Genomic DNA, 19,424 nt, shown 5'->3' with positions numbered 1-19,424 from the left:
CCGATCATGCCTCGGCGACCGGCTCCGGCGCGCGCAGCGACGGGCCCGCGTCCGGCACGACCAGCGGGGTGCCGGTGACCGGGTCGGGCAGCACCCGGGCCCGCAGCCCGAACACGTCGGCCAGCAGCTCCTCGGTGACGACCTCGGACGGCGACCCCGCCGCGACGATCCGGCCGTCCTTCATCGCGACGAGCCGGTCGGCGTAGCGGGCGGCCAGGTTGAGGTCGTGCAGCACCATGACCACGGTGCGGCCTGCCTCGGACTGCAGCCGCCGCACCAGCTCCAGCACGTCGACCTGGTGGGCCAGGTCGAGGAAGGTGGTCGGCTCGTCGAGCAGCAGCAGGTCGGTCTCCTGCGCCAGGGCCATCGAGATCCAGGCGCGCTGGCGCTGGCCGCCGGACAGCTCGTCGACCGGGCGCTCGGCGAGGTCGGACAGGCCCGTCCAGGCCAGCGCCTCGGCGACGGCGCGCTCGTCGTCGGAGGACCACTGCCGGTACCAGGCCTGGTGCGGGTGTCGCCCGCGGGCGACGAGGTCGCCGACGGTCAGGCCCTCGGGCGCCAGCGGCGACTGCGGCAGGATCCCCAGCACCCGCGCGACCTCCTTGGTCGGGGTGCGGTCGATCCGCTTGCCGTCGAGCAGCACCTGACCGGCCCGGGCGGGCAGCAGCCTGCCGAGCGCGCGCAGCACGGTGGACTTGCCGCAGCCGTTGGGGCCGATCACGGTGGTGACCGCGCCGGGCGGCACCTCCAGGTCGAGCCCGTCGACGATGGTGCGGTCGCCGTAGCCGAGCGTGACCTGCTCGGCCGACAGCCGGACCACGCCGGGACGGACGGGGTCGCCCGCCGTCGTCGTCCGGGAGGCGGTGGCCTCCGCGACGCTGATGTCCTCGACGGTGCTCATCGACGGGCCTCCTGGCGGGTGCGGGCGAGCAGGTACAGCAGGAACGGGGCGCCGAGCACCGCGGTCACGATGCCGACCGGGAGTTCGACGGACCCCAGCGCGGTGCGGGCGATCAGGTCGGACAGCACGGTCAGCGCCGCGCCCAGCACGAGCGAGACCCCGATCGGCGGGGTCCCGACGCGGCAGAGCCGGCGCGCGATCTGCGGGGTGACCAGTGCGATGAAGGCGATCGGGCCCGCGGCCGCGGTCGCGACCGAGGCGAGCCCGACGGAGACGAGCAGCAGCGCGGTGCGGGCGCCGTTCACCCGCACGCCGAGGCCGCGGGCGGTGTCGTCGTCGAAGCGCAGGGCGCCCAGCAGGTGCACCAGGGCCAGCGCCGCGGGCACCAGCACGAGCATCGCGATCGACAGCGGGACGACCTCGTTCCAGCTGCGCGCGTTCAGGCTGCCGTTGAGCCAGACCTGCGCCTGCGCGGCCTGGTAGATCTGCGCGACGGTCAGCAGCCACTGCACCGCCGCGACGAGCACGGCCTGGATGCCGATGCCGATCAGCACCAGGCGGAAGCCCTGGATGCCCTTGCGCCAGGCCAGGACGTACACCGCGACCGACGCGACGAGCCCGCCGACCAGCGCGGCGAGGGGGATGCCGAGCGAGGCGAACGCGCCACCGACGCCTGCCGCGCCACCCCCGAGCACGATGACGAACACCGCCGCCGCGCTGGCGCCCCACTGGACGCCGATGATGTCCGGGCTGGCCAGCGGGTTGCGGGCGACCGACTGCAGGATCGCGCCGGAGACGGCCAGGGCGCCGCCGACCAGGGCGCCGACCAGGGTGCGCGGCAGCCGCAGCTCCAGCACGACGAGCTGCTGGCCGGCGTCGCCGCCGCCGAACAGCGTCGCCAGCACGTCGGTGATCGCGATCGGGTAGTCGCCCCGGCCCATGTTGACCGCGGCCGCGAGGAGCAGCGCGACGGCGCAGGCGAGCAGCACCACCGCGGTGCGGACGCGCAGCACGCCGGAGAAGCGGCCCGCGCGGACGGCGCGGCGGCCGGGGACGGCCACCGTGCCCGGCGCGGGAGCGGGTTCGGTCACGGTGCTCACACGGCCCCCAGCTTGCGACGGCGGACGAGCGCGATGAAGAAGGGCCCGCCGATCAGCGCGACCACGATGCCGACCTGCAGCTCCCCGGGGCGGGCCACCACCCGTCCGACGACGTCGGCGAGCAGCAGCAGCACCGCCCCCGCGAGCCCGGAGGCGGGCAGCAGCCAGCGGTGGTCGGGCCCGGTGAACACCCGCACGACGTGCGGCACGATCAGCCCGAGGAACACGATCGGCCCGCAGGCGGCGGTGGCCGCCCCGGCGAGCAGCGTGATCGCGACGACGCCGACGACCCGGGTCCGGCGGACCGAGTGCCCCAGCGAGGTGGCGACGTCGTCGCCGAGGGAGAGCGCGTTGAGGGCGGGCGCGCTGGCCAGCGCCAGCGCCGTGCCCGCGAGGATGAACCACACCACCTGGCCACCGACCGCGGCGTCGCGCCCGGCGAGCGAGCCGACCACCCAGAACCGGTAGGCGTCGAGGCTGGTCTCGTCGAGCAGCACCACCGACGACGTGCCCGCCTGCAGCAGGAAGCTCACCGCCGCGCCGGCCAGGGCCAGCGACACCGGGGTGGCGCCGCCGGGTGCCCGGGTGCCGATCACGAACACCACGACGCTGGCGACCAGCGCGCCGGCGAAGGCGAACCAGACGTAGCCGAACAGCGTGCTGACACCGAAGACGTAGATGCCGATGACGACGAAGAACGCCGCACCCGCGTTGACGCCCAGCAGGCCCGGGTCGCCGAGCGGGTTGCGGGTGAAGCCCTGCACGAGCGCGCCGGCCAGACCGAGCGCGATCCCGACCAGCACCCCGAGCAGGGTGCGTGGGATCCGCAGGGAACGGATGACCACGTCGTTCTCGCTGCCGGTCGGGGCGACCAGCGCGGAGAACACCTCGTTCACCGGGATGACCTTGGTCCCGATCGCGATGCTGGCGAGCACCGCGAGCAGCAGCGCCGTGGTGAGGGCGGCGAGGCCGAGCAGCCGCCTGCGCCGCAACGACCGCCGTGGGGGCGCCGGCTGCTCCACCGACGGTGGTCGGACGCGGATCGCGTTCACCTTGCTCGTGGCCCCCTGCTCGACCGGACGCCCCACCCGTCCGGTGCGGCTCCGCTCACCATAAGTGAGGCTGCCCTACGACAGAACACCCCCGTGCGTCACGTCGCCCGCACGACGGGATGCTCGGGAGGTGCCCACCGAGCCCTCCGCGTCCGGTCCCCCGCCCGTCCGGCCGCGGGTCACCGCGGTCATGGTCAGCTCCGCCGACGGGGCCGTGACAGCGGGCGGAGCGGGGTCCGGCGGCCTGTCCACCCCGGCCGACCGGGACCTGTTCCGCACCCTGCGACGGTCGGCCGACTGCGTGCTCGTCGGGGCGGGCACCGCGCGGGACGAGGACTACCGGGGCGTCCGGCCGCGCCGTCCCGGACCGGACGGGCGCCCGCCCGGGCCGCCCCCGCCGGTCGTCGTCGTGAGCGGGTCGGCCGGGCTGGACCCGGGTGCGCGGCTGTTCACCGACACCGTCACGGCACCGGTCGTGCTGACCACGGCCGCCGCCCCCGCGGACCGCCGCGCCGCGCTCGGCGCCGCGGGTGCCGAGGTCGTGCTGCTCGACGACCTCTCCCCCGCCGCGTTGCTCACCGCGCTCGCCCACCGCGGCCACACCTCCGTGCTCTGCGAGGGCGGGCCGACCCTGCTCGGGGCGCTGGTCGGCGCCGACGTCGTCGACGAGCTGCGCCTCACCCTGGTCCCGGTGCTGGTCGGGGGCCCCGAGGGGCGGATCGCGACCGGGCCGCGGTCACTGCCCGTGCCGCGCGCCCTGCGCCTGGCCGGCCACGAGGCGGCCGCCGACGGGACCCTGCTGCTGCACTACGTCCGCGCCACCCCCGGGACCCCGGTTACGCCGAACGAGTGAACCACCGTGAGGGAGGGCCGCGGACGGGCATCCCACGGGGGACCACACACGCACCGCGGCGGGCCCCCACCCGGGGCCGGCCCGTGAGAGGAGCACCGATGACCTCCGGCACCCCGACCACCACCCCCGCCACGACCCCGGCCGCGGCACCCGCGGGACGCCTCGCCGAGGGCACCGGCCAGGGCCGCACCACCATCGCCGCGTCCGTCGTCCAGAAGATCGCCGGCATCGCCGCGCGCGAGGTCTCCGGCGTGTACTCCATGGGCTCCGGCGCGTCGCGGGCCTTCGGTGCGCTGCGCGAGCGCATCCCCGGCGGCGGCACCAGCGGCGCCTCCACCGTCGCGGGCGTGGCCGTCGAGGTCGGCGAGAAGCAGGCCGCGGTCGACCTGGACGTCGTCGTCGAGTACGGCGTCGCCATCGCCGACCTGGCCTCCGCGGTACGCCGCAACGTCGTCGGCGCCGTCGAGCGGATGACCGGGCTGGAGGTCATCGAGGTCAACATCTCGGTGAACGACATCCACCTGGCCGGCGAGGACGACAACCGCGACGAGGTCCCGGTGGCTCCCGCCCCGACCGGCCGCGTCGTGGAGTGACGGTGCCCGAGCCGACCCCGCGGGACGCCCGGTCCCCCGCCGCCGTCGTCACCGGCCCGCCCGGTGCGGCGGAGGTCGCCGCGCAGCGGCGCCGGGAACCGGCACCGGCCGCGCTGGCCGAGCTGGTCGCCGAGGCGGTCGTCGCGCACCCGTCGGTGGTGCGCCTCGACGGCGGCGCCTTCGGGACCGTCGCGACCTGGCTGTCCGGGCGGCGGCTGGTCGGCGTGCTCGTCGGCCGTACCGACGAACCGGTCGAGATCGGGGTGGTGCTGCGTCTGGACCGGCCGATCCCGGCTACCGTCGCGGCGCTGCGGGCGTCCCTCGCGCCGTTGCTCGACGGAGCTCCCGTCGACGTGACGGTCGCGGACGTGGAGGTCCCCTGAGGTGGAGGTGGGAACGGGATGGACGAGCCGGATCCCGGCGGGCACGGGGGGCTGACCCCCGCGCAGCGATCGGCCTACCGCTCGTTCGTCCGTACCCACCACCCCGACCGCGGCGGTGACCCGGAGGTCTTCCGCGCCGGGCTGGCCCGCTTCCGCGCGCTGGCGGCCGACCCGCACTCCGGCCGGACGACCGACCCGGACGACCGCCGCTACGACGCACCGATCGAGATCGTGCCCGACCTGCCGCTGCCGACCCGGGTCCTGGTGGCCCTGATCCGCACCGTCCGACGTCGCACGCACCCCCGGGTCGACCGGCCCGGCCGGCACGCCCACCGCTCCACCCGTCCCGGAGAGGACATCTCATGAACGCCACCCAGACCGGCCTGCTCGCGGGCCTCCTGCTGGGCGTCGCCGGTGCCACCGGCGGCTTCCTGGCCTTCGTCATCACCCTGGTGCTCGGCATCATCGGCCTTCTCGTCGGCCGGCTCCTCGACGGCGAGCTGGACCTGTCCGGCCTCGGCCGGGGCCGCGACCGGTGAGCACCCTCCCCGACCCCGCCGAGCGCGGTGTCCTGGAGATCGACCCGTCGGTGCTGCGCAAGATCGTCGAGTACGCCGCGGACACCGCATCGGCCACCCGGCACCGCGCCCGGCGGGTCGCCGGGCTCGACGTCGGCGAGTCCGGGCCGACCGCCCGGGTGACCCGGCGGCCCGGTCCGGCACGCGGCACGGTCGGGGCCGCCGTCGGCGCCGCGACCGGCGACGCCGGTGAGGTCGACGTCCGGCTGCGGCTCACCCTGGCCCACCCCGGGTCGGTGCGGGCCGCCGTCGCCGACGTCCGGGAGCGGATCGACGCCGACCTGCGTCGCACCACCGGGCACCGGCTGCGCGGCCTGACCGTCGAGGTCGAGGCCCTCCGGCCCGAGGACGCCGGGCCGCGCCCGGACACCCCGCGCGTGCAGTAGAACCGTCGGATCCTGAACGAGTCGGAAGAGGGAGGCCGGGCCCGTGCGTGTCCTGCTCCGCGTTCTCGCGCCGCTGCTGAGCCTGGTGGTGGCCGCGATCGGCGTGCTCGTCGTCGTCGAGGTGGTGGCCGCCTGGATCGGCCGGGTCTCCGGCGCCGGGCTGCTCGTCCCCTGGCGGGACTGGCGCACCACCGTCCAGAACACCCTGTGGACCGCCCAGCCGGTGCTCTGGATCGCCGTGGGGGTGATCGTCGTCGGCGCCGTGCTGCTGCTCGTCGGGCTGCTCGCCCGCCGCCACGACGTCGCCCTCGACGCCCCCTCGCCCGGACTCACCGTCGCCACCGCGCCGCGGGTCCTGGCCCGGCTGGTCGGCACCCGGGTCCGGGCCGCGGACCCGGTGACCGCGGCGTCGGTGACCGCGTCGGCCCGGTCGGTCGTGGTGAACGCCCGCGGCCGCGGCGACACCGACGCGCTGCGCGAGGCGGCCCGCGGTGCCGCCTCCGGCGTCCTCGACGCGCTGCCCCTCGCGCGGCGCCCGCGCCTGACCGTGCGCGCCACCCCGGAGCAGCCGGGCTCGAAGGGAGTGCAGTGATGGCCGACGCCGCGACCTCGACGGGGAGCACACCGGGGACCTCCGGCCCGAACCCGCGTCGCGCCGCCCGGACCGCGCGACGCGCCCAGTACCGCTCCGCGGGCGGCGCCCGCGGCGGGCTCGTCCTGCTCGGTGTGGTGCTGCTCGCCGTCGGCGTGCTCACCGTCCTGCTGGTGACCGGGGTCTTCGGGCAGGGCCGCCCGCAGCGCCCGCTGCTGGACCCGATGGTGGAACAGTTCCTCGTGGCCAACGGCACCGCCGCCCGCCTGGTCGCGATCCTGGCCGGTCTCGTGCTGGTACTGCTCGGGCTCTGGTGGACCGCGCGATCGCTGCGCCCGGAGACCCGGCCGGACCTGGTCCTGGACGGTGGCCCCGACACCGAGATCCGGATCGGCGCCTCCGCCGCGGCCGACGCCGTCGCCGACGGGGCCGCCACGCTGCCCGGGGTGACCCGGGCCCGCGCCCGGATGGTCGGCAGCGTCTCCGCGCCCGCGGTGCGCGCCACCGTGTGGGTCGGCGAGGACGTCGCCGACGGGGAGGTCGCCGAGATCTGCCGCCGCCTCGACGCCGAGATCCTCCCCGGGATCCGCGACGCGCTGGGCATGGCGGACCTGCCCGTCGCGGTGCGCCTGGAGCTGGACGCGGCCCGCCGCGACGACCGCCCGCGGGTCTCCTGACCGACCGGCCGGGTCCGTGACCCGGCTCACAGGGGCCGGGCCGGTCGGCGACCGTACGGTCGTCGGCATGAGCGCAGTGCTGGACGGCAGGACGGCCCTCGTCACCGGGGCGGGCAGCGGGATCGGGGCCGCCGTGGCCCGCAGGCTCGTCGCCGACGGGGCGAGGGTGTACGCGGTGGACCTCGCCGAGGACCGGGTGGCCCCGCTGGCCGCCGAGAGCGACCTGGTCACGCCGCTGGGGTGCGACCTGTCCGACCTCGACGCCGTGGAGCAGCTGCCCACCGACGTCGACATCCTGGTCAACAACGCCGGCCGCCAGCACGTCTCGCGGCTGGAGGAGTTCGACCCGGAGGTGTTCTCGAACATCCTGCGCCTGATGCTGGAGTCGCCCTTCCGGCTGATCCGCCGGTCGCTGCCGCACATGTACGCCCGCGGCTGGGGCCGGGTCGTGAACATCTCCTCGGCGCACGGTCTGCGGGCCTCGCCGTACAAGTCCGCCTACGTCTCGGCCAAGCACGGGCTCGAGGGCCTGTCGAAGGTCACCGCGCTGGAGGGCGCCGAGCACGGCGTGACCAGCAACTGCATCAACCCCGCCTACGTGCGCACGCCGCTGGTCGAGGCGCAGATCGCCGACCAGGCCCGCACGCACGGGATCTCCGAGGACGAGGTCGTCACGAAGATCATGCTCACCCCCGTGGCGGTGAAGCGGCTGATCGAGCCCGCCGAGACCGCGGAGCTGGCGGCACTGCTGTGGGGGCCGGCGTCGGCGTCGATCACGGGGACGTCGCTGTCCCAGGACGGCGGCTGGACCGCGCGCTAGGGGTGGGCCGCTCACCGCGGCCACACCCCGGTACGGGCATGATCGGTGCTCGTGCGGCGGTGGAGTGTGCTCGGGGTACTGCTGCTCGCCGTACTGCTGCTCGCCGGGTGTGCGGTCGGGCCGTCGCAGCGGCCGCCGGTGGCGGTGCGCGGCGAACAGCTGCCCGCCGCCCCCCCGACGTCGGCCACGGGCCCGCCCGCCGACCCCGACCTGCTGCCCGACTCCGACCCGGTCCGCACCACCGGGTTCATCGACTGCACCGCCGACACGGCCGCGGCGCTGACCGCGGCGGGTACCCCGCTGCCCGCCGGGCGTGTGCTGTCCGTCGGCTGCGCGCGGCTCACCGTGCCCGCCGACCGGGACCGTCCCGAGCTGGGCCCGGCCCGGCTCGGTCTGACCCGGGTCACCGCACCCGGCGCGGCGGACGGGCGCCCGGCGCTGGTCGTGCTGGGTGACACCGGCACCGACGGGTCCGCGCGGGCCGCGGTGAGCCTCGCCGCCCGGCTGCCCGCCGCCGTCCTCGACCGCTACCAGGTGATCGGCATGGACCGCCGCGGCGCCGGGGAGGACCTGCTCGACTGCGCCCCGGTCGACGCCCGCGCCGCCCTGCTCGACGCCGGACCGGACCGCCGCGACGAGCCCGCCATGACGGCACTGCTGGAGCGCGCCCGCGAGGTCGTGCAGGACTGCAACCTGCTGCTGTCGGGCACGGTGAACAGCTACCGCGCCGCGAGCGGCGCCGACGACCTGGAGTCGCTGCGGTCCGTGCTGGGCGCGGCCCGGCTGGACCTGCTCGCCGTCGGCGACGGCGCCGACGCCGCGGCCGCCTGGATCGGCGCCCACCCGGGCTCCGCCGGGCGGGTCGTGCTCGACGGCCCCGGTGACCCCACCCTCGACGAGCCGGCCCGGACCGAGACCACGACCGCGGCCGCGGAGAAGGCCTTCGACGCCTTCGCCGGGGCCTGCACCGCCTCGCCGACCTGCCCGCTGGGCCCCGACCCGCGCGGCTACGTCGGCGAGCTCGTGTTCCGCCTGTCCCGCACCGCGCTACCCGTCGGCGACGGCGACGCGGTCACCGCGGGCGCGACCCTGCGCGCGGTCCGCTCGGTCATGTCCCAGCCCGCGCGCTGGCCGGAGCTGCAGTCCGCGCTGGTCGCGGCGGGCGACGGCGACCCGGCGGGCCTGGTCCGCATCCTCGCCCCGCTCGGGGGCCCGCAGGGCCGCTTCGACGCGACCCTGGCCACCCGCTGCAACGACAGCCGGGTGCGGGTCACCCCCGGTGAGGCCGCGGACCTGGCCGGGCAGTGGGCGCAGCGCTTCCCGCTGTTCGGGGTCGCGGCGGCGCAGGAGCTCGTGGCCTGCGGGCCGTGGCCCTCGGGCGGGCCCGTCACCCCGGCGGCGCCGCGGGGCGCTCCCCCGCCCCCGGTCGTCGTGATCGGGACCGCGCAGGACCCGCGGTCGCCGCAGAGCGGCGCCGAGCGGACCGCCCAGCAGCTCGCGACGGGGCGGCTGGTGCGCTGGCAGGGCAGCGGGACCGGGGCCTACCCGCGCACCCCGTGCGTCACCGACGTCGTCGACCGGGCTCTGCTGACCGGCCGGGCACCGTCCCAGCCCGTGGTCTGCCCGCCGTAACCGCGTGCTCCGGGCGGCTCACCCTGGGTAGGGCCGGACCGTGGTCGGGATGCGACGAAACCGGCGCAGAAGGTCACGATTGCGTATCCACCGTTTTCCGTTGTGGTTGCGGGAACAGCGTTGTCGCCCATCCCCACCTGCGACAACGGGCGTACGAAACGTTTCCGGAATGGCTACGCCATCGTCGCGGAACGGTCCGTTCGGCTTACCGGGGCCACCGTTCTGCGGCTAGGCTCCGTCCGGCGAGCGGGACACCGCAGGTCGTGCCCACCGCGCCGGTGGGCTGACGCGAACTCCCGGTCACGTCGTTCGGGTGGGTGTAACGCCGAACGGACCCGACGACGAGTGGTGCGGAAGGACCGTGCTCCTGCCCCACACGGCGGGCACGGACCCGGGCGGAAGGAGCACGGTGGATTTCTTCACCTATGTCGGCACCCAGCTGAGCCAGTTGGTGTTCTACGGTCAGCAGCATTTCCTGCTGGTCGCGATCTCGGTCGGAATCGCGGTCGTCATCTCGTTGGTCGCGGGCACGCTGCTGCACACCAACCGGCTGACGCCCGAGTCCTGGAGCCGGCCGGTCCGGGCGGGGTCCCGCGAGGCGCTGCTGATCGTGTTCTCCGCCGCGCTGACGATCCCGTCGCTGGCGCTGTTCGGTCTGCTGCAGCCGATCCTGGGGCTCGGCGTCACGCCGTCACTGACGGCACTGACGATCTACGCGATCTACCCGGTGCTGCGCAACGTCGTCGCCGGGCTCTCCTCGGTGGACGACGCCGTACTCGAGTCCGCCCGCGGGATGGGGATGGGCTCGGTCCGGCGGATGTTCACCATCCAGCTGCCGCTGGCCTGGCCGGTGATCCTGTCCGGCATCCGGGTCGCCGTCCTGATCATCATCGGTATCGCGGTCGTCGCCGGCGCCATCAACGGCCCGGGCTTCGGCTCCTCGCTCTTCCTCGGCCTGCAACGGCTGGGATCGGTCAACTCGTTCAACCAGGTTCTGGCGGCCACGCTCGGCTGCCTCGTCGTGGCTGCGGTCTACGAGGTCGTCTTCTGGATCGTGCAGCGTTTCACCACCCCGAGGGGGATCCGTGTCTGATTCCGGCAAGCCGATGATCGCTCTCGAAGGCATCAGCAAGACCTATCCGAAGTCCACCACCCCGGCCGTGCAGGAGCTCGACCTGCACGTACCCGAGGGCACCATCTCGATGTTCATCGGGCCGTCCGGCTGCGGCAAGACGACCACGCTGAAGATGATGAACCGGCTCATCGAGCCCACCACCGGCCGCATCCTGCTCGACGGCGACGACGTCACCGACGTCAACGCCGACGAGCTGCGCCGCCGCATCGGCTACGTCATCCAGCAGGTCGGCCTGTTCCCGCACTTCACGATCGGCGACAACATCGCCGTCGTCCCGCGGATCCTCGGCTGGGACCGCAACCGGATCACCGCCCGGGTCGACGAGCTGCTCCACCTGGTCGGGCTCGAGCCGAAGACGTACCGCGACCGCTACCCCCGCCAGCTCTCCGGCGGCCAGCAGCAGCGCGTCGGCGTCGCCCGCGGGCTCGCCGCGGACCCGTCGGTGATGCTGATGGACGAGCCGTTCGGCGCCATCGACCCGATCACCCGCGAGCGCATCCAGGACGAGTTCCTGGAGCTGCAGCAGCAGATCGCCAAGACCATCTGCTTCGTCACCCACGACCTCACCGAGGCGGTCAAGCTCGGCGACCGGATCGCGGTGTTCGGGCCCGGCGGCACGCTGCAGCAGTACGACACGCCCGACATGATCCTGACCCACCCGGCCAACGAGTTCGTCGCCGAGTTCGTCGGCGCCGGCGCCGCGGTACGACGGCTGTCGCTGCTGGAGCTGTCCCGCCTGGAGCTGCAGTCGGTCGACCTCGACGGCACCGCCGCCCGCAACGGCTCCCCCACCTACGAGGCCGACGCCGAGGGCCGCCCGGTGCGCTGGGCGTACCTGCCGGGCACCGCCGACCTGCCGAAGCTGGTGACGGTGCCGCGCACCGGGACCGTCTACGACGCCGTCGACGTCATGCTCGACTCCCAGACCGAGCTGGTCGGTGTGGTCGACGAGCAGGAGAAGCTGCAGGGCGCGCTCTGGTGGCGCGACCTGGTCGAGGGCCTCAAGACCAAGGCCGGTTCGTGAGCGCCCCCGCCGCCGAGGAGACCGGCGCGGCCGCGCCGTCCGGGTCGCCCTCGGCCGAGCCGGTCGCCCGCACGACGCGGCGGCTGGACCGGTCGCTCGTCGTCAACCCGCTCATCGCCGTCGCGGGCGTGGTGCTGGTCATCCTCTACGCCGCGTCCCAGGGCCTCGACGACGTCGAGGCCTCGGTGATCAACGCGGGGTCGCTCGGCCAGCGGCTCGGCGAGCACCTGATCCTGACCGGGCTGTCCACCCTCGTCGTGATCATCGTGGCGATCCCGGCCGGCATCGCGATCAGCCGCCCGGCGGCGCGTCGCATCCAGCGTCCGATCCTGGCCTTCACCGGGTTCATGCAGGCGCTGCCCGCGTTCGGTGTGATCGTGCTGCTCGCGTTCTCCCCGCTCGGGCTCGGCCTGCCGACCGCCGTCGTCGCGCTCGCGCTGGCCGCGCTGCTGCCGGTGCTCACCAACACCGTCGTCGGACTCCAGCAGGTCGACAAGGCGCTGATCGAGGCCTCCCGCGGCATCGGGATGTCGGCCCGGCAGACGCTGCTGCGCGTCGAGCTGCCGCTGGCGACGCCGGTCATGGTCGCCGGTGTCCGCGTCGCGCTCGTGCTGAACGTCGGCACCGCGGCCCTGGCCACCTACGTCGGCGCCGGCGGTCTCGGCGAGCCGATCAAGGGGATGCTCGAGCTCGGCCGTCCCACCGGAACCCTCGTCGCGGCGACCATCGTCGCCGCGCTGGCCCTGATCGTGGACTGGCTCGCCGGTCTCGCCGAGTACGCCGTCCGCCGCAACGCCGGCTGACGCCGCCCCGCTCGCCCCCGCATCCCCGCAGTACCGCATTCCCTGGAGGACACGTGAAGTTCGGACGATCCCGGCGTCTCGCCCTGACGGCGATGGCCGCCGCGGCGGCGCTCGCCCTCGCGGGCTGTGGCGGCCTGAGCGGCAGCGGCCCCTCGGCCTCCGGCGGCTCCCTGGCCCAGGCCGGCAACCTGAGCGGACAGAACTACGTCGTCGGCGGCAAGAACTTCGACGAGCAGCTGGTGCTCTGCCAGATCACCGTCGCCGCGCTCGAGTCGGCCGGCGGCAGCGTCACCGACCGCTGCAACACCGGTGGCACCGACGTCACCCGCCAGGCGCTGCTGGCCGGGGACATCAACATCTACTGGGAGTACACCGGTACCGCCTGGGCGTCCTTCTTCAAGGAGACCCGCCGGATCACCGACGACAACGAGCTCTACAACCTCGTCGCCCAGCGCGACCTGGAGCAGAACAAGATCCAGTGGCTGGACAAGGCCAACTTCAACAACACCTACGCCTTCGCCATGACCGAGGCGAAGTCGCAGGAGCTCGGCATCACGACGCTGTCGCAGATGGCGGACTACATCAAGGCGGGCAAGGCACCGGCCGGCTCGGTGTGCGTGGAGACCGAGTACAACTCGCGTGACGACGGCCTGCGCGGCCTGGAGCAGACCTACGGCTTCACCGCCCAGAACCCGCAGGTGCTCGCCACCGGTGTGATCTACCAGGCGACCGCCGACGACAAGTGCCTGTTCGGCGAGGTCTTCACCACCGACGGCCGCATCCCCGGCCTGAAGCTCAAGGTCCTCGACGACGACAAGCGCTACCACGTCACCTACAACGCGGCGCCGACCATCAAGGCCGACGTCTACAACGCCAACCCCGCCGTCCGGCAGGTGCTGGCGCCGATCGCCCAGGCCCTGGACTACAACACCATCCTCGACCTGAACGGCAAGGTGTCCTCCTTCGGCCAGAACGAGCGCGACGTCGCCCGTGAGTGGCTGACCCAGAAGGGCTTCATCGGCTGAGGTGTCCCGGTACGCCCACCGCGGTCCCGCCCCCGGCTCCACCGGGTGCGGGGCCGCGGTGTGTTCCGGGTCGATCACCGTGTGCGCGTGGGCGTTGCGCCGACGGACGGATCGTGGTCGGCTGGCCGGACCACCCCATCCCGTGCGAACCAGGACGATCCCGTGAGCCCCTTTCCCTGCCGCAGGCTGCGGACGCTGGTCCCGGCCCTGCTCACCGTCGCGCTGCTGGCGGGCGGCTGCACCGGGCTCGCCGGAGGCGGGCCGCGGGCCTCCGCCGGGTCGCTCGCCACGCGCGTCGACCTGTCCGGCGCGACCTACGTCGTCGGGTCGAAGAACTTCGACGAGCAGCAGATCCTCTGCCAGATCTCGATCGCGGCGCTGGAGTCCGCCGGGGCGTCGGTGACCGACCGGTGCAACGTCGGGGGCTCCGACGTGACCCGGCAGGCGCTGCTGTCCGGGGACATCTCGACCTACTGGGAGTACACCGGCACGGCGTGGGCGTCGTACCTGCGCGAGACCCGCACCCTCCCCGACGACCGGGTCCTCGCCGAGCTGCGCACCCGCGACCGCGCGCAGAACGGCGTGGTGTGGCTGGACCGCGCCGGGTTCGACAACACGTACTCCTTCGTCGTCGACGGGGCGACGGCGGCGCGGCTGAACCTGAACACGATCAGCGACATGGCCGCCTACGTCCGCTCCGGGCAGCCCGGCGACGTCTGCGTCGAGACCGAGTACGCCTCCCGCGCCGACGGCCTCGCCGGGCTCCAGCGCGCCTACGGCTTCGAGCTCCCCCGCGACCGCCGCGAGACCCTCGAACAGGGCCTGATCTTCCAGTCCACCGCCGACGGCGTCTGCCTGTTCGGGGAGGTCGCGGCCACCGACGGCCGCATCCCGGCGCTGGGCCTGAAGGTCCTCACCGACGACCGCGGCTACCACATCACCTACAGCGCGGTCCCGGTCTTCCGGGCCGACGTGTTCGACCGGGCCCCGCAGGTCGCCGACCTGTTCGCCCCGATCACCGCGGCCCTGGACCAGCAGACCATGCAGCAGCTCAACGGCCGGGTCTCCGCAGGCGGGCAGAGCCCCCGTGACGTCGCGCGGGCCTGGCTGTCCGAGCGCGGGTTCATCGGGAGCTGAGCCGTGGCGCGCCGGCAGGTCGACGAGGTCCGCGACGGCGTGGAACTCACCAGCCTCGACGCCGAGGCCTTCGACGGCGCCGGCGTCACCAAGCGGGCCCTGCTCGACCACCTCGACGCCGTCGCCGCGCTACTGCTGCCCGCGCTGACCGACCGGCCCCTCTCGGTGGTGCGGGCCCGCCCCGGGCAGGCGCCGTTCATGCAGAAGAACCTCCCGCGCGGGGCGCCCGACTGGATCCCGACCGTGGACGTGTGGGCGGACTCGTCGCAGCGCACCGTGCACTACCCGCTCTGCCACGACCGCCGCACGCTGCTGTGGTTCGGCAACCAGCGCGCCGTCGAGTTCCACCCCACCCTCGTGCCGCACGGCGCGACGACCACCGGCGAGCTCGTCGTCGACCTCGACCCGCCCGACGGCGCCGGCTTCGACCGGGTCGTCGCCGCCGCGTACCCGGTCCGGGCGGCGCTGGCCGAGCTGGGTCTCGCCGCAGCGGTGAAGACCAGCGGTGCGACCGGCCTGCACCTGGTGGTCCCGCTGTCGGAGCCGCTCCCGATCGACGACGCGTTCGCCGCGACGCGCGCGGTGTGCGCCCGCGCCGCGGCGCTGGCCCCCGACGTCGCGACGACCGCGTTCATCCGGGACGACCGCGGCGGCCGGGTCTTCCTCGACCCGACCCGCGTGGGCGGGGCCACCCTCGCCGCGCCCTACAGCCCGCGGGCCCGCCCCGGCCTGCCGGTCTCGTTCCCCCTCACCTGGGACGAGCTGGACCGGGTCTCGCCCGCCGACTTCACGGTGGGCACGGTGGCCGGGCTGCTCGCGTGCCGTCCGACCTGGGGGGAGCTGCGGCCCGGGCCGGCCCCGCTGCCGGCGGTCCTGCTCACCGAGGGCCGGGCGATCCCGGTGCCGCGGGTCGCGGCCATGCACGAGGGGAAGCGCCGCAAACGCGCCCGCGAACGCGGTGAGTGATCACCCGTTGTGGAGGATCCGGCCCGCCTCGCGGGCGCTGTGCTCCACAACCGGTGATCACTCGTCGAGGTCGCCGCGGGCGCGCCGGTAGATCCAGCGGTCGGCGTCGGCGTGCGGTCCGACCAGGACGTAGCCCCTCGGGTCCCCGCCGGGGTCGGACAGCTCGATCGTCCGCGGCGGACGGCCGGTGGCGTCGGGGTCGATGCGCACCTGCTCGCCCGCGTAGGGGCCGTCGTCGAGGACCGCGTACATGGCAGACGATTGTGCCACCCCGGGCGTCCCGCCCGGCCCCGTCGGACGAGGGGGCCGGGCGGGACGTGGGCTCAGCAGTTGCCGTAGGAGTTGGTGGTGCCGGCGCGGGTCACCACCCCGGTGGCGGTGTCGACGACGACGACCGGGATCCCCAGTGGACCGTTGCCGTTGCGGTACACGTCGCGCAGCTTGGTCCAGGGGACGACCCCGGCGCCGTCGGCCCGCGCGACGCCCGCCCGGATCGTGCCGTACCCGGGGACCCCGACGCTCCAGAACCACTGCTCGGCACCGGGGGTGGCGCGCCCGCTGCCGTACATGTAGCAGGACAGCTGGTCACGGCTGTTGGTGATCGACACCCGCCCGGCCGGGACACCGGCGGGGTCGGCGAGGTTGAGCACGCCGTTGCGGTTCTCGTTCTTCACCCGGTCCCGGGCCGCGCCGGAGAACGACACGCACACGTGGTCGGACGGCTGGGCCTCCCGCCACACGAAGCCCGGCTTGCAGGTGTCCGGGCCGTACGGTCCGGACCCGGCGCGGTTCGCGGGGCCCGCCGCCGTCTCGGCGCGGGCGGTGGTGCGCGAGGCGACGCTCACGCACACCGGATCGCTCGGCCCGATCTCCCGCCACACGAAACCGCTCTTGCAGGTGTAGGGGCCGTAGGGCAGCGCGGCGGGCGCCGGACCGGCCGGGGCGGGCGCCGCCGGCGGGGCGGCGAGCGCGGTCCCGGCGCCGCCGGCGAGCAACGCGGCACCGAGCGCCGCGGTCACGCCGAGGCGACGGACGGCACCGAGCGCCGCCCGGGGCCGTCGGGTTCCGACCGGCCGGCCGGTGGTCGTCGCGGGTGTCGTCGTCGTGGGTGTCGTCATCGTGGGTGTCCCCTCACCCCGGGCGCTCCGCCGGCGGTGTCGCCGTGTCCCGGTGCCGTCCGATCCTGGGCACCGGCGGCGCCCGCGGAATCGGTGCGGCGCCGTATCCCGTCGCTGCCGCAGCGGTTCGACCGCACGTACCGCAGAGAGTTGATGACACCGGTCGGTGGGCCCGCGAGGCTGATCGACATGACCGACTCACTCGTGGCGATCCTCCTGCCGGGCGCCGACGGCCGTCCGGAGCTCGGCGGGACCGGGACGCTGGTGACCCCCTCCGCCGTCCTCGTCCACCCGCCCCTCAGCCGACGGCTGGGGACGGGCGAAGGCCCTGCGCCCGTCCGGGTCGCCGTGTGCGGCTGGGACCCGGCCGGGACCGAGGTGATCGACGTCGCCGGGGTGCAGGTCAGCGGGCGGTCCCCGGCCGGGGCGGACGAGCCGGTCGTCGGGCTGGTGCTGGCGACGCCGTCGTCGCGGGCCGGGACGGACGGCTTCGGCAGCGAGGAGGCGGTCGCGGCCCACCTGCTCGCCCCGCACGACGCCGTGGCCCGCCCGGCCGCCGTCCACCCGGGCCGCGTTCCCGGCGGGCGTACCACCGGGAACGGTGACCCGTCGCCCGGTCGCGGTGCCCCGGGCGATCGGCCCGCCGAGTCCGGCGACGTGGAGGAGGACGGCACGGGCGACGGCCCCGAGCCGCCGTTCGGCCCGGGTGACGGGGAGGGCGTGCGGCGGCCACCGCCGGAGTCCCCGTCGATCCTGTGCAGCTTCCTCGGGATCTTCTGCCGGTAGGGACGCGATGACCACCCGGCGCCGCGCGGTCGGCGAGATCGTCGTCGTCGGGCTGGCGATCGGGGCCGACCTCTACGTGCACGGCGGCGACAGCAGGCTGCGCGGCGGCGGGGAGCTCCCGCCGTGGGTGGTGCCGGTCGTCGAGGTGGTCGTGCTGGCGACCCTCCTGCTCCGGTGGCGGTACCCGTACCGGGTGGTCGCGGTCCAGTGGTGCTGGGCGCTGGCCGGGCTGGTGCTGCCCGGGTTCGCCCCGTTCGCGGGACTGCTCGTGGCACTGCACGCCGTCGCCTGCCGGGCCTCGGCCCGGTACTCGCTCGCGGTGCTCGCGGCGGGCCTGGTACCGCTGGCGGTGAGCAACGCCAACGCCGCCGGCGGGGTGGGGACGCGCTTCTTCGCCGCGCTCTGCCTGGCCTGGGCCGTCGTCCTCGCAGCGGTCTGGGCGGTCGGCCGGTGCACCCACCTCGCCGAGCGGCGGACCCGGCTGCTGGAGGAGCTGCGCGAGCGCGACGCCGCCGACGCCGTCCGGGCCGAGCGGCTGCGCCTGGCCCGGGAGCTGCACGACATCGTGGCGCACACCGTCAGCGCGATGGTCCTGCAGACCGCGGGGGCCCGGGCCCGGCTGACCGCGGACCCCGGGGACGCCCCGGCACGCGCCGAGGTGGTCGCAGCGCTGGCGGCGGTGGAGGCGAGCGGGGTGACGGCGATGACCGAGATGCACCGGATGCTGGGGCTGCTGCGTGCGCACGTGCCCGACCCGGACCCGGCCGGGGACGGCGTCGTCGCACCGCGGCTGGCCGACGTGCCGCACCTGCTGGAGACCTCCCGGGCGTCCGGGCTCGACGTCGAGCACGTCGTCGACGGCACTCCCGGCCGGGCCGACCCGAGCGTGGAGCTGACCGCCTTCCGGGTCGTGCAGGAGGGGCTCGCCAACGCGATCAAACACGGCGGCGCCGGGGCACTGGTCCGGGTGCACGAGCTGTGGGAGCCCGGACGGCTGCGGATCACCGTGCGCAGCACGCCGGGGATCACCGGCCCGGACCACGGGCTGCCGGTCGGCGGGCACGGGTTGCGCGGGCTCGCCGAACGCGCCGCGCTGGTCGGCGGGCACATCGAGTCCGGCCCGGGTGGCGACGGGTTCGTGCTGCGTGCCGAGCTCCCGCTCGACGGCTCCGGGGCGGGGGCACGGTGACCGTCACCGTGGTCGTCGCCGACGACGACCCGCTCGTGCGCACCGGCGTGGGCATGCTCCTGCGCAGCGCCCCGGACCTGGCCGTGGTCGGTGAGGCCGCCGACGGCGCCGCCGCGGTCGGGCTGGTGCGGCGCGACCGCCCGGACGTCGTCGTGATGGACCTGCGGATGCCGGGTACCGACGGGACGGCCGCGACCCGGGCGATCACCGCGGACCGGGCCGACGACCCGGACCTGCTGACCCGCGTGCTGGTGCTGACCACCTTCCACGACGACGACGCCGTGTACGGCGCCCTGCGCGCGGGTGCCAGCGGCTACCTGCTCAAGCACGCGGCCCCGGCCGACCTGGTCCCGGCGGTGCGCCGGGTCGCGGCGGGCGACGCCTGGCTGGACCCGGCGGTCGCGAGCCGGGTGATCGCCGCGCTGGTGGACACCGACCCCGACCGCGACGACCCGCCCCAGCTCCTGGCCCGGCTCACCGCGCGTGAGCGCGAGGTGCTGACCCTCATGGCGCACGGACGGTCCAACGACGAGATCGCCGCCGGGCTCGTGCTGTCCGGCGCGACCGTCCGCACCCACGTCAACCGGATCCTGATGAAGACCGGGTCGGGGAACCGGACGAACGCGGTGATCCTGGCCTTCCGCAGCGGGCTGGTGGACCCGCGGCGGTGAGGG

General features: G+C 75.2%; 24 protein-coding genes. 19 read left to right on the top strand and 5 right to left on the bottom strand.

Annotated features, from left to right (window positions below; genetic code table 11):
• Positions 1-4: 4 nt before the first annotated feature.
• The 3 genes from WHI96_RS10595 to WHI96_RS10585 are packed head-to-tail and all read right to left on the bottom strand — an operon-like array spanning position 5 to position 3,044.
• Positions 5-901 (bottom strand): ABC transporter ATP-binding protein, encoded by an 897-nt coding sequence (locus WHI96_RS10595; protein WP_345649494.1) that lies wholly within the window; start codon positions 899-901, stop codon positions 5-7.
• Complete coding sequence (locus WHI96_RS10590) at positions 898-2,001, bottom strand: FecCD family ABC transporter permease (RefSeq protein WP_345649491.1); 1,104 nt, start codon at positions 1,999-2,001, stop codon at positions 898-900. Before WHI96_RS10590 ends, WHI96_RS10595 begins: the two co-directional genes overlap by 4 nt.
• Positions 1,998-3,044, bottom strand: a complete 1,047-nt coding sequence (locus tag WHI96_RS10585; protein WP_345649747.1) for a FecCD family ABC transporter permease — start codon at positions 3,042-3,044, stop codon at positions 1,998-2,000. Before WHI96_RS10585 ends, WHI96_RS10590 begins: the two co-directional genes overlap by 4 nt.
• 139 nt (positions 3,045-3,183) lie before the next feature.
• Between WHI96_RS10585 and WHI96_RS10580 the strand changes: the two genes are divergently transcribed.
• The 16 genes from WHI96_RS10580 (at position 3,184) to ligD (ending at position 15,657) form a co-directional block, all read left to right on the top strand.
• On the top strand, positions 3,184-3,906 hold the full coding sequence (locus tag WHI96_RS10580) for a dihydrofolate reductase family protein (protein ID WP_345649488.1): 723 nt from the start codon (positions 3,184-3,186) through the stop codon (positions 3,904-3,906).
• A 98-nt stretch (positions 3,907-4,004) separates the two neighbouring features.
• On the top strand, positions 4,005-4,499 hold the full coding sequence (locus WHI96_RS10575; RefSeq protein WP_345649485.1) for an Asp23/Gls24 family envelope stress response protein: 495 nt from the start codon (positions 4,005-4,007) through the stop codon (positions 4,497-4,499).
• Between the two features lie 2 nt (positions 4,500-4,501).
• Positions 4,502-4,882 carry a hypothetical protein gene (locus WHI96_RS10570; RefSeq protein WP_345649482.1) on the top strand — a complete coding sequence of 127 codons (381 nt, stop codon included), beginning with the start codon at positions 4,502-4,504 and terminating at the stop codon, positions 4,880-4,882.
• 18 nt (positions 4,883-4,900) lie between these two features.
• Positions 4,901-5,248 carry a hypothetical protein gene (locus WHI96_RS10565; protein WP_345649479.1) on the top strand — a complete coding sequence of 116 codons (348 nt, stop codon included), beginning with the start codon at positions 4,901-4,903 and terminating at the stop codon, positions 5,246-5,248.
• Positions 5,245-5,421 (top strand): hypothetical protein, encoded by a 177-nt coding sequence (locus WHI96_RS10560; RefSeq protein ID WP_345649476.1) that lies wholly within the window; start codon positions 5,245-5,247, stop codon positions 5,419-5,421. Before WHI96_RS10565 ends, WHI96_RS10560 begins: the two co-directional genes overlap by 4 nt.
• On the top strand, positions 5,418-5,846 hold the full coding sequence (locus tag WHI96_RS10555; protein WP_345649473.1) for a hypothetical protein: 429 nt from the start codon (positions 5,418-5,420) through the stop codon (positions 5,844-5,846). The genes WHI96_RS10560 and WHI96_RS10555 overlap by 4 nt, the downstream gene beginning before the upstream one ends.
• 43 nt (positions 5,847-5,889) lie before the next feature.
• Complete coding sequence (locus WHI96_RS10550; protein ID WP_345649471.1) at positions 5,890-6,438, top strand: DUF6286 domain-containing protein; 549 nt, start codon at positions 5,890-5,892, stop codon at positions 6,436-6,438.
• Positions 6,438-7,115: an alkaline shock response membrane anchor protein AmaP gene (locus WHI96_RS10545; protein ID WP_345649469.1), complete on the top strand. Its 678-nt coding sequence runs from the start codon at positions 6,438-6,440 to the stop codon at positions 7,113-7,115. The genes WHI96_RS10550 and WHI96_RS10545 overlap by 1 nt, the downstream gene beginning before the upstream one ends.
• Positions 7,116-7,182: 67 nt before the next feature.
• A complete protein-coding gene (locus WHI96_RS10540; RefSeq protein ID WP_345649467.1) occupies positions 7,183-7,935 on the top strand; it encodes a 3-hydroxybutyrate dehydrogenase in 753 nt (250 codons plus the stop codon).
• 51 nt (positions 7,936-7,986) lie between these two features.
• Positions 7,987-9,567, top strand: a complete 1,581-nt coding sequence (locus WHI96_RS10535; RefSeq protein ID WP_345649463.1) for an alpha/beta hydrolase — start codon at positions 7,987-7,989, stop codon at positions 9,565-9,567.
• Positions 9,568-9,976: 409 nt separating this feature from the next.
• Positions 9,977-10,660, top strand: coding sequence for an ABC transporter permease (locus WHI96_RS10530; protein ID WP_224386546.1), 684 nt, complete (start codon positions 9,977-9,979; stop codon positions 10,658-10,660).
• A complete protein-coding gene (locus WHI96_RS10525; protein ID WP_425571657.1) occupies positions 10,653-11,726 on the top strand; it encodes an ABC transporter ATP-binding protein in 1,074 nt (357 codons plus the stop codon). Before WHI96_RS10530 ends, WHI96_RS10525 begins: the two co-directional genes overlap by 8 nt.
• Complete coding sequence (locus WHI96_RS10520) at positions 11,723-12,529, top strand: ABC transporter permease (protein ID WP_345649455.1); 807 nt, start codon at positions 11,723-11,725, stop codon at positions 12,527-12,529. The genes WHI96_RS10525 and WHI96_RS10520 overlap by 4 nt, the downstream gene beginning before the upstream one ends.
• A gap of 53 nt (positions 12,530-12,582) precedes the next feature.
• On the top strand, positions 12,583-13,554 hold the full coding sequence (locus WHI96_RS10515) for a glycine betaine ABC transporter substrate-binding protein (protein ID WP_345649452.1): 972 nt from the start codon (positions 12,583-12,585) through the stop codon (positions 13,552-13,554).
• A 162-nt stretch (positions 13,555-13,716) separates the two neighbouring features.
• Complete coding sequence (locus WHI96_RS10510) at positions 13,717-14,691, top strand: glycine betaine ABC transporter substrate-binding protein (RefSeq protein WP_345649449.1); 975 nt, start codon at positions 13,717-13,719, stop codon at positions 14,689-14,691.
• 3 nt (positions 14,692-14,694) lie between these two features.
• Positions 14,695-15,657, top strand: a complete 963-nt coding sequence (gene ligD / locus WHI96_RS10505; protein ID WP_345649446.1) for a non-homologous end-joining DNA ligase LigD — start codon at positions 14,695-14,697, stop codon at positions 15,655-15,657.
• A gap of 57 nt (positions 15,658-15,714) precedes the next feature.
• Here ligD and WHI96_RS10500 read toward each other — a convergent pair whose 3' ends face one another.
• Both WHI96_RS10500 and WHI96_RS10495 read right to left on the bottom strand, forming a co-directional pair.
• Positions 15,715-15,909, bottom strand: a complete 195-nt coding sequence (locus WHI96_RS10500; RefSeq protein ID WP_345649443.1) for a hypothetical protein — start codon at positions 15,907-15,909, stop codon at positions 15,715-15,717.
• A 71-nt stretch (positions 15,910-15,980) separates the two neighbouring features.
• The gene (locus WHI96_RS10495) at positions 15,981-16,775 is read right to left on the bottom strand and encodes a hypothetical protein (RefSeq protein ID WP_349302367.1); all 795 of its coding nucleotides are present in this window, start codon (positions 16,773-16,775) and stop codon (positions 15,981-15,983) included.
• 189 nt (positions 16,776-16,964) lie between these two features.
• Here WHI96_RS10495 and WHI96_RS10490 point away from each other — a divergent pair, with 189 nt between their 5' ends.
• Genes WHI96_RS10490 through WHI96_RS10480 form a run of 3 tightly spaced genes read left to right on the top strand, consistent with a single transcriptional unit; the run spans position 16,965 to position 19,421 of the window.
• Positions 16,965-17,561, top strand: coding sequence for a hypothetical protein (locus WHI96_RS10490; RefSeq protein ID WP_345649437.1), 597 nt, complete (start codon positions 16,965-16,967; stop codon positions 17,559-17,561).
• A 7-nt stretch (positions 17,562-17,568) separates the two neighbouring features.
• Positions 17,569-18,750 carry a sensor histidine kinase gene (locus WHI96_RS10485; RefSeq protein WP_345649435.1) on the top strand — a complete coding sequence of 394 codons (1,182 nt, stop codon included), beginning with the start codon at positions 17,569-17,571 and terminating at the stop codon, positions 18,748-18,750.
• A complete protein-coding gene (locus WHI96_RS10480; RefSeq protein WP_226356316.1) occupies positions 18,747-19,421 on the top strand; it encodes a response regulator transcription factor in 675 nt (224 codons plus the stop codon). The genes WHI96_RS10485 and WHI96_RS10480 overlap by 4 nt, the downstream gene beginning before the upstream one ends.
• Positions 19,422-19,424: the final 3 nt, after the last annotated feature.

The sequence above is a fragment of the Pseudonocardia tropica genome (assembly GCF_040105315.1).
Taxonomy (GTDB): domain Bacteria; phylum Actinomycetota; class Actinomycetes; order Mycobacteriales; family Pseudonocardiaceae; genus Pseudonocardia; species Pseudonocardia alni.
Note: the sequence above shows the minus strand (reverse complement) of the source record. Positions and strands in the feature narration are given on the sequence as shown.

Bases quoted from the DNA above. Each gene is read 5' to 3' on its own strand.
- WHI96_RS10595 (WP_345649494.1), bottom strand. From the start codon at position 901: ATGAGCACCGTCGAGGACATCAGCGTCGCGGAGGCCACCGCCTCCCGG.
- WHI96_RS10575 (WP_345649485.1), top strand. From the start codon at position 4,005: ATGACCTCCGGCACCCCGACCACCACCCCCGCCACGACCCCGGCCGCG.
- WHI96_RS10565 (WP_345649479.1), top strand. From the start codon at position 4,901: ATGGACGAGCCGGATCCCGGCGGGCACGGGGGGCTGACCCCCGCGCAG.
- WHI96_RS10560 (WP_345649476.1), top strand. From the start codon at position 5,245: ATGAACGCCACCCAGACCGGCCTGCTCGCGGGCCTCCTGCTGGGCGTC.
- WHI96_RS10545 (WP_345649469.1), top strand. From the start codon at position 6,438: ATGGCCGACGCCGCGACCTCGACGGGGAGCACACCGGGGACCTCCGGC.
- WHI96_RS10540 (WP_345649467.1), top strand. From the start codon at position 7,183: ATGAGCGCAGTGCTGGACGGCAGGACGGCCCTCGTCACCGGGGCGGGC.
- WHI96_RS10500 (WP_345649443.1), bottom strand. From the start codon at position 15,909: ATGTACGCGGTCCTCGACGACGGCCCCTACGCGGGCGAGCAGGTGCGC.
- WHI96_RS10495 (WP_349302367.1), bottom strand. From the start codon at position 16,775: ATGACGACACCCACGACGACGACACCCGCGACGACCACCGGCCGGCCG.
- WHI96_RS10490 (WP_345649437.1), top strand. From the start codon at position 16,965: ATGACCGACTCACTCGTGGCGATCCTCCTGCCGGGCGCCGACGGCCGT.
- WHI96_RS10485 (WP_345649435.1), top strand. From the start codon at position 17,569: ATGACCACCCGGCGCCGCGCGGTCGGCGAGATCGTCGTCGTCGGGCTG.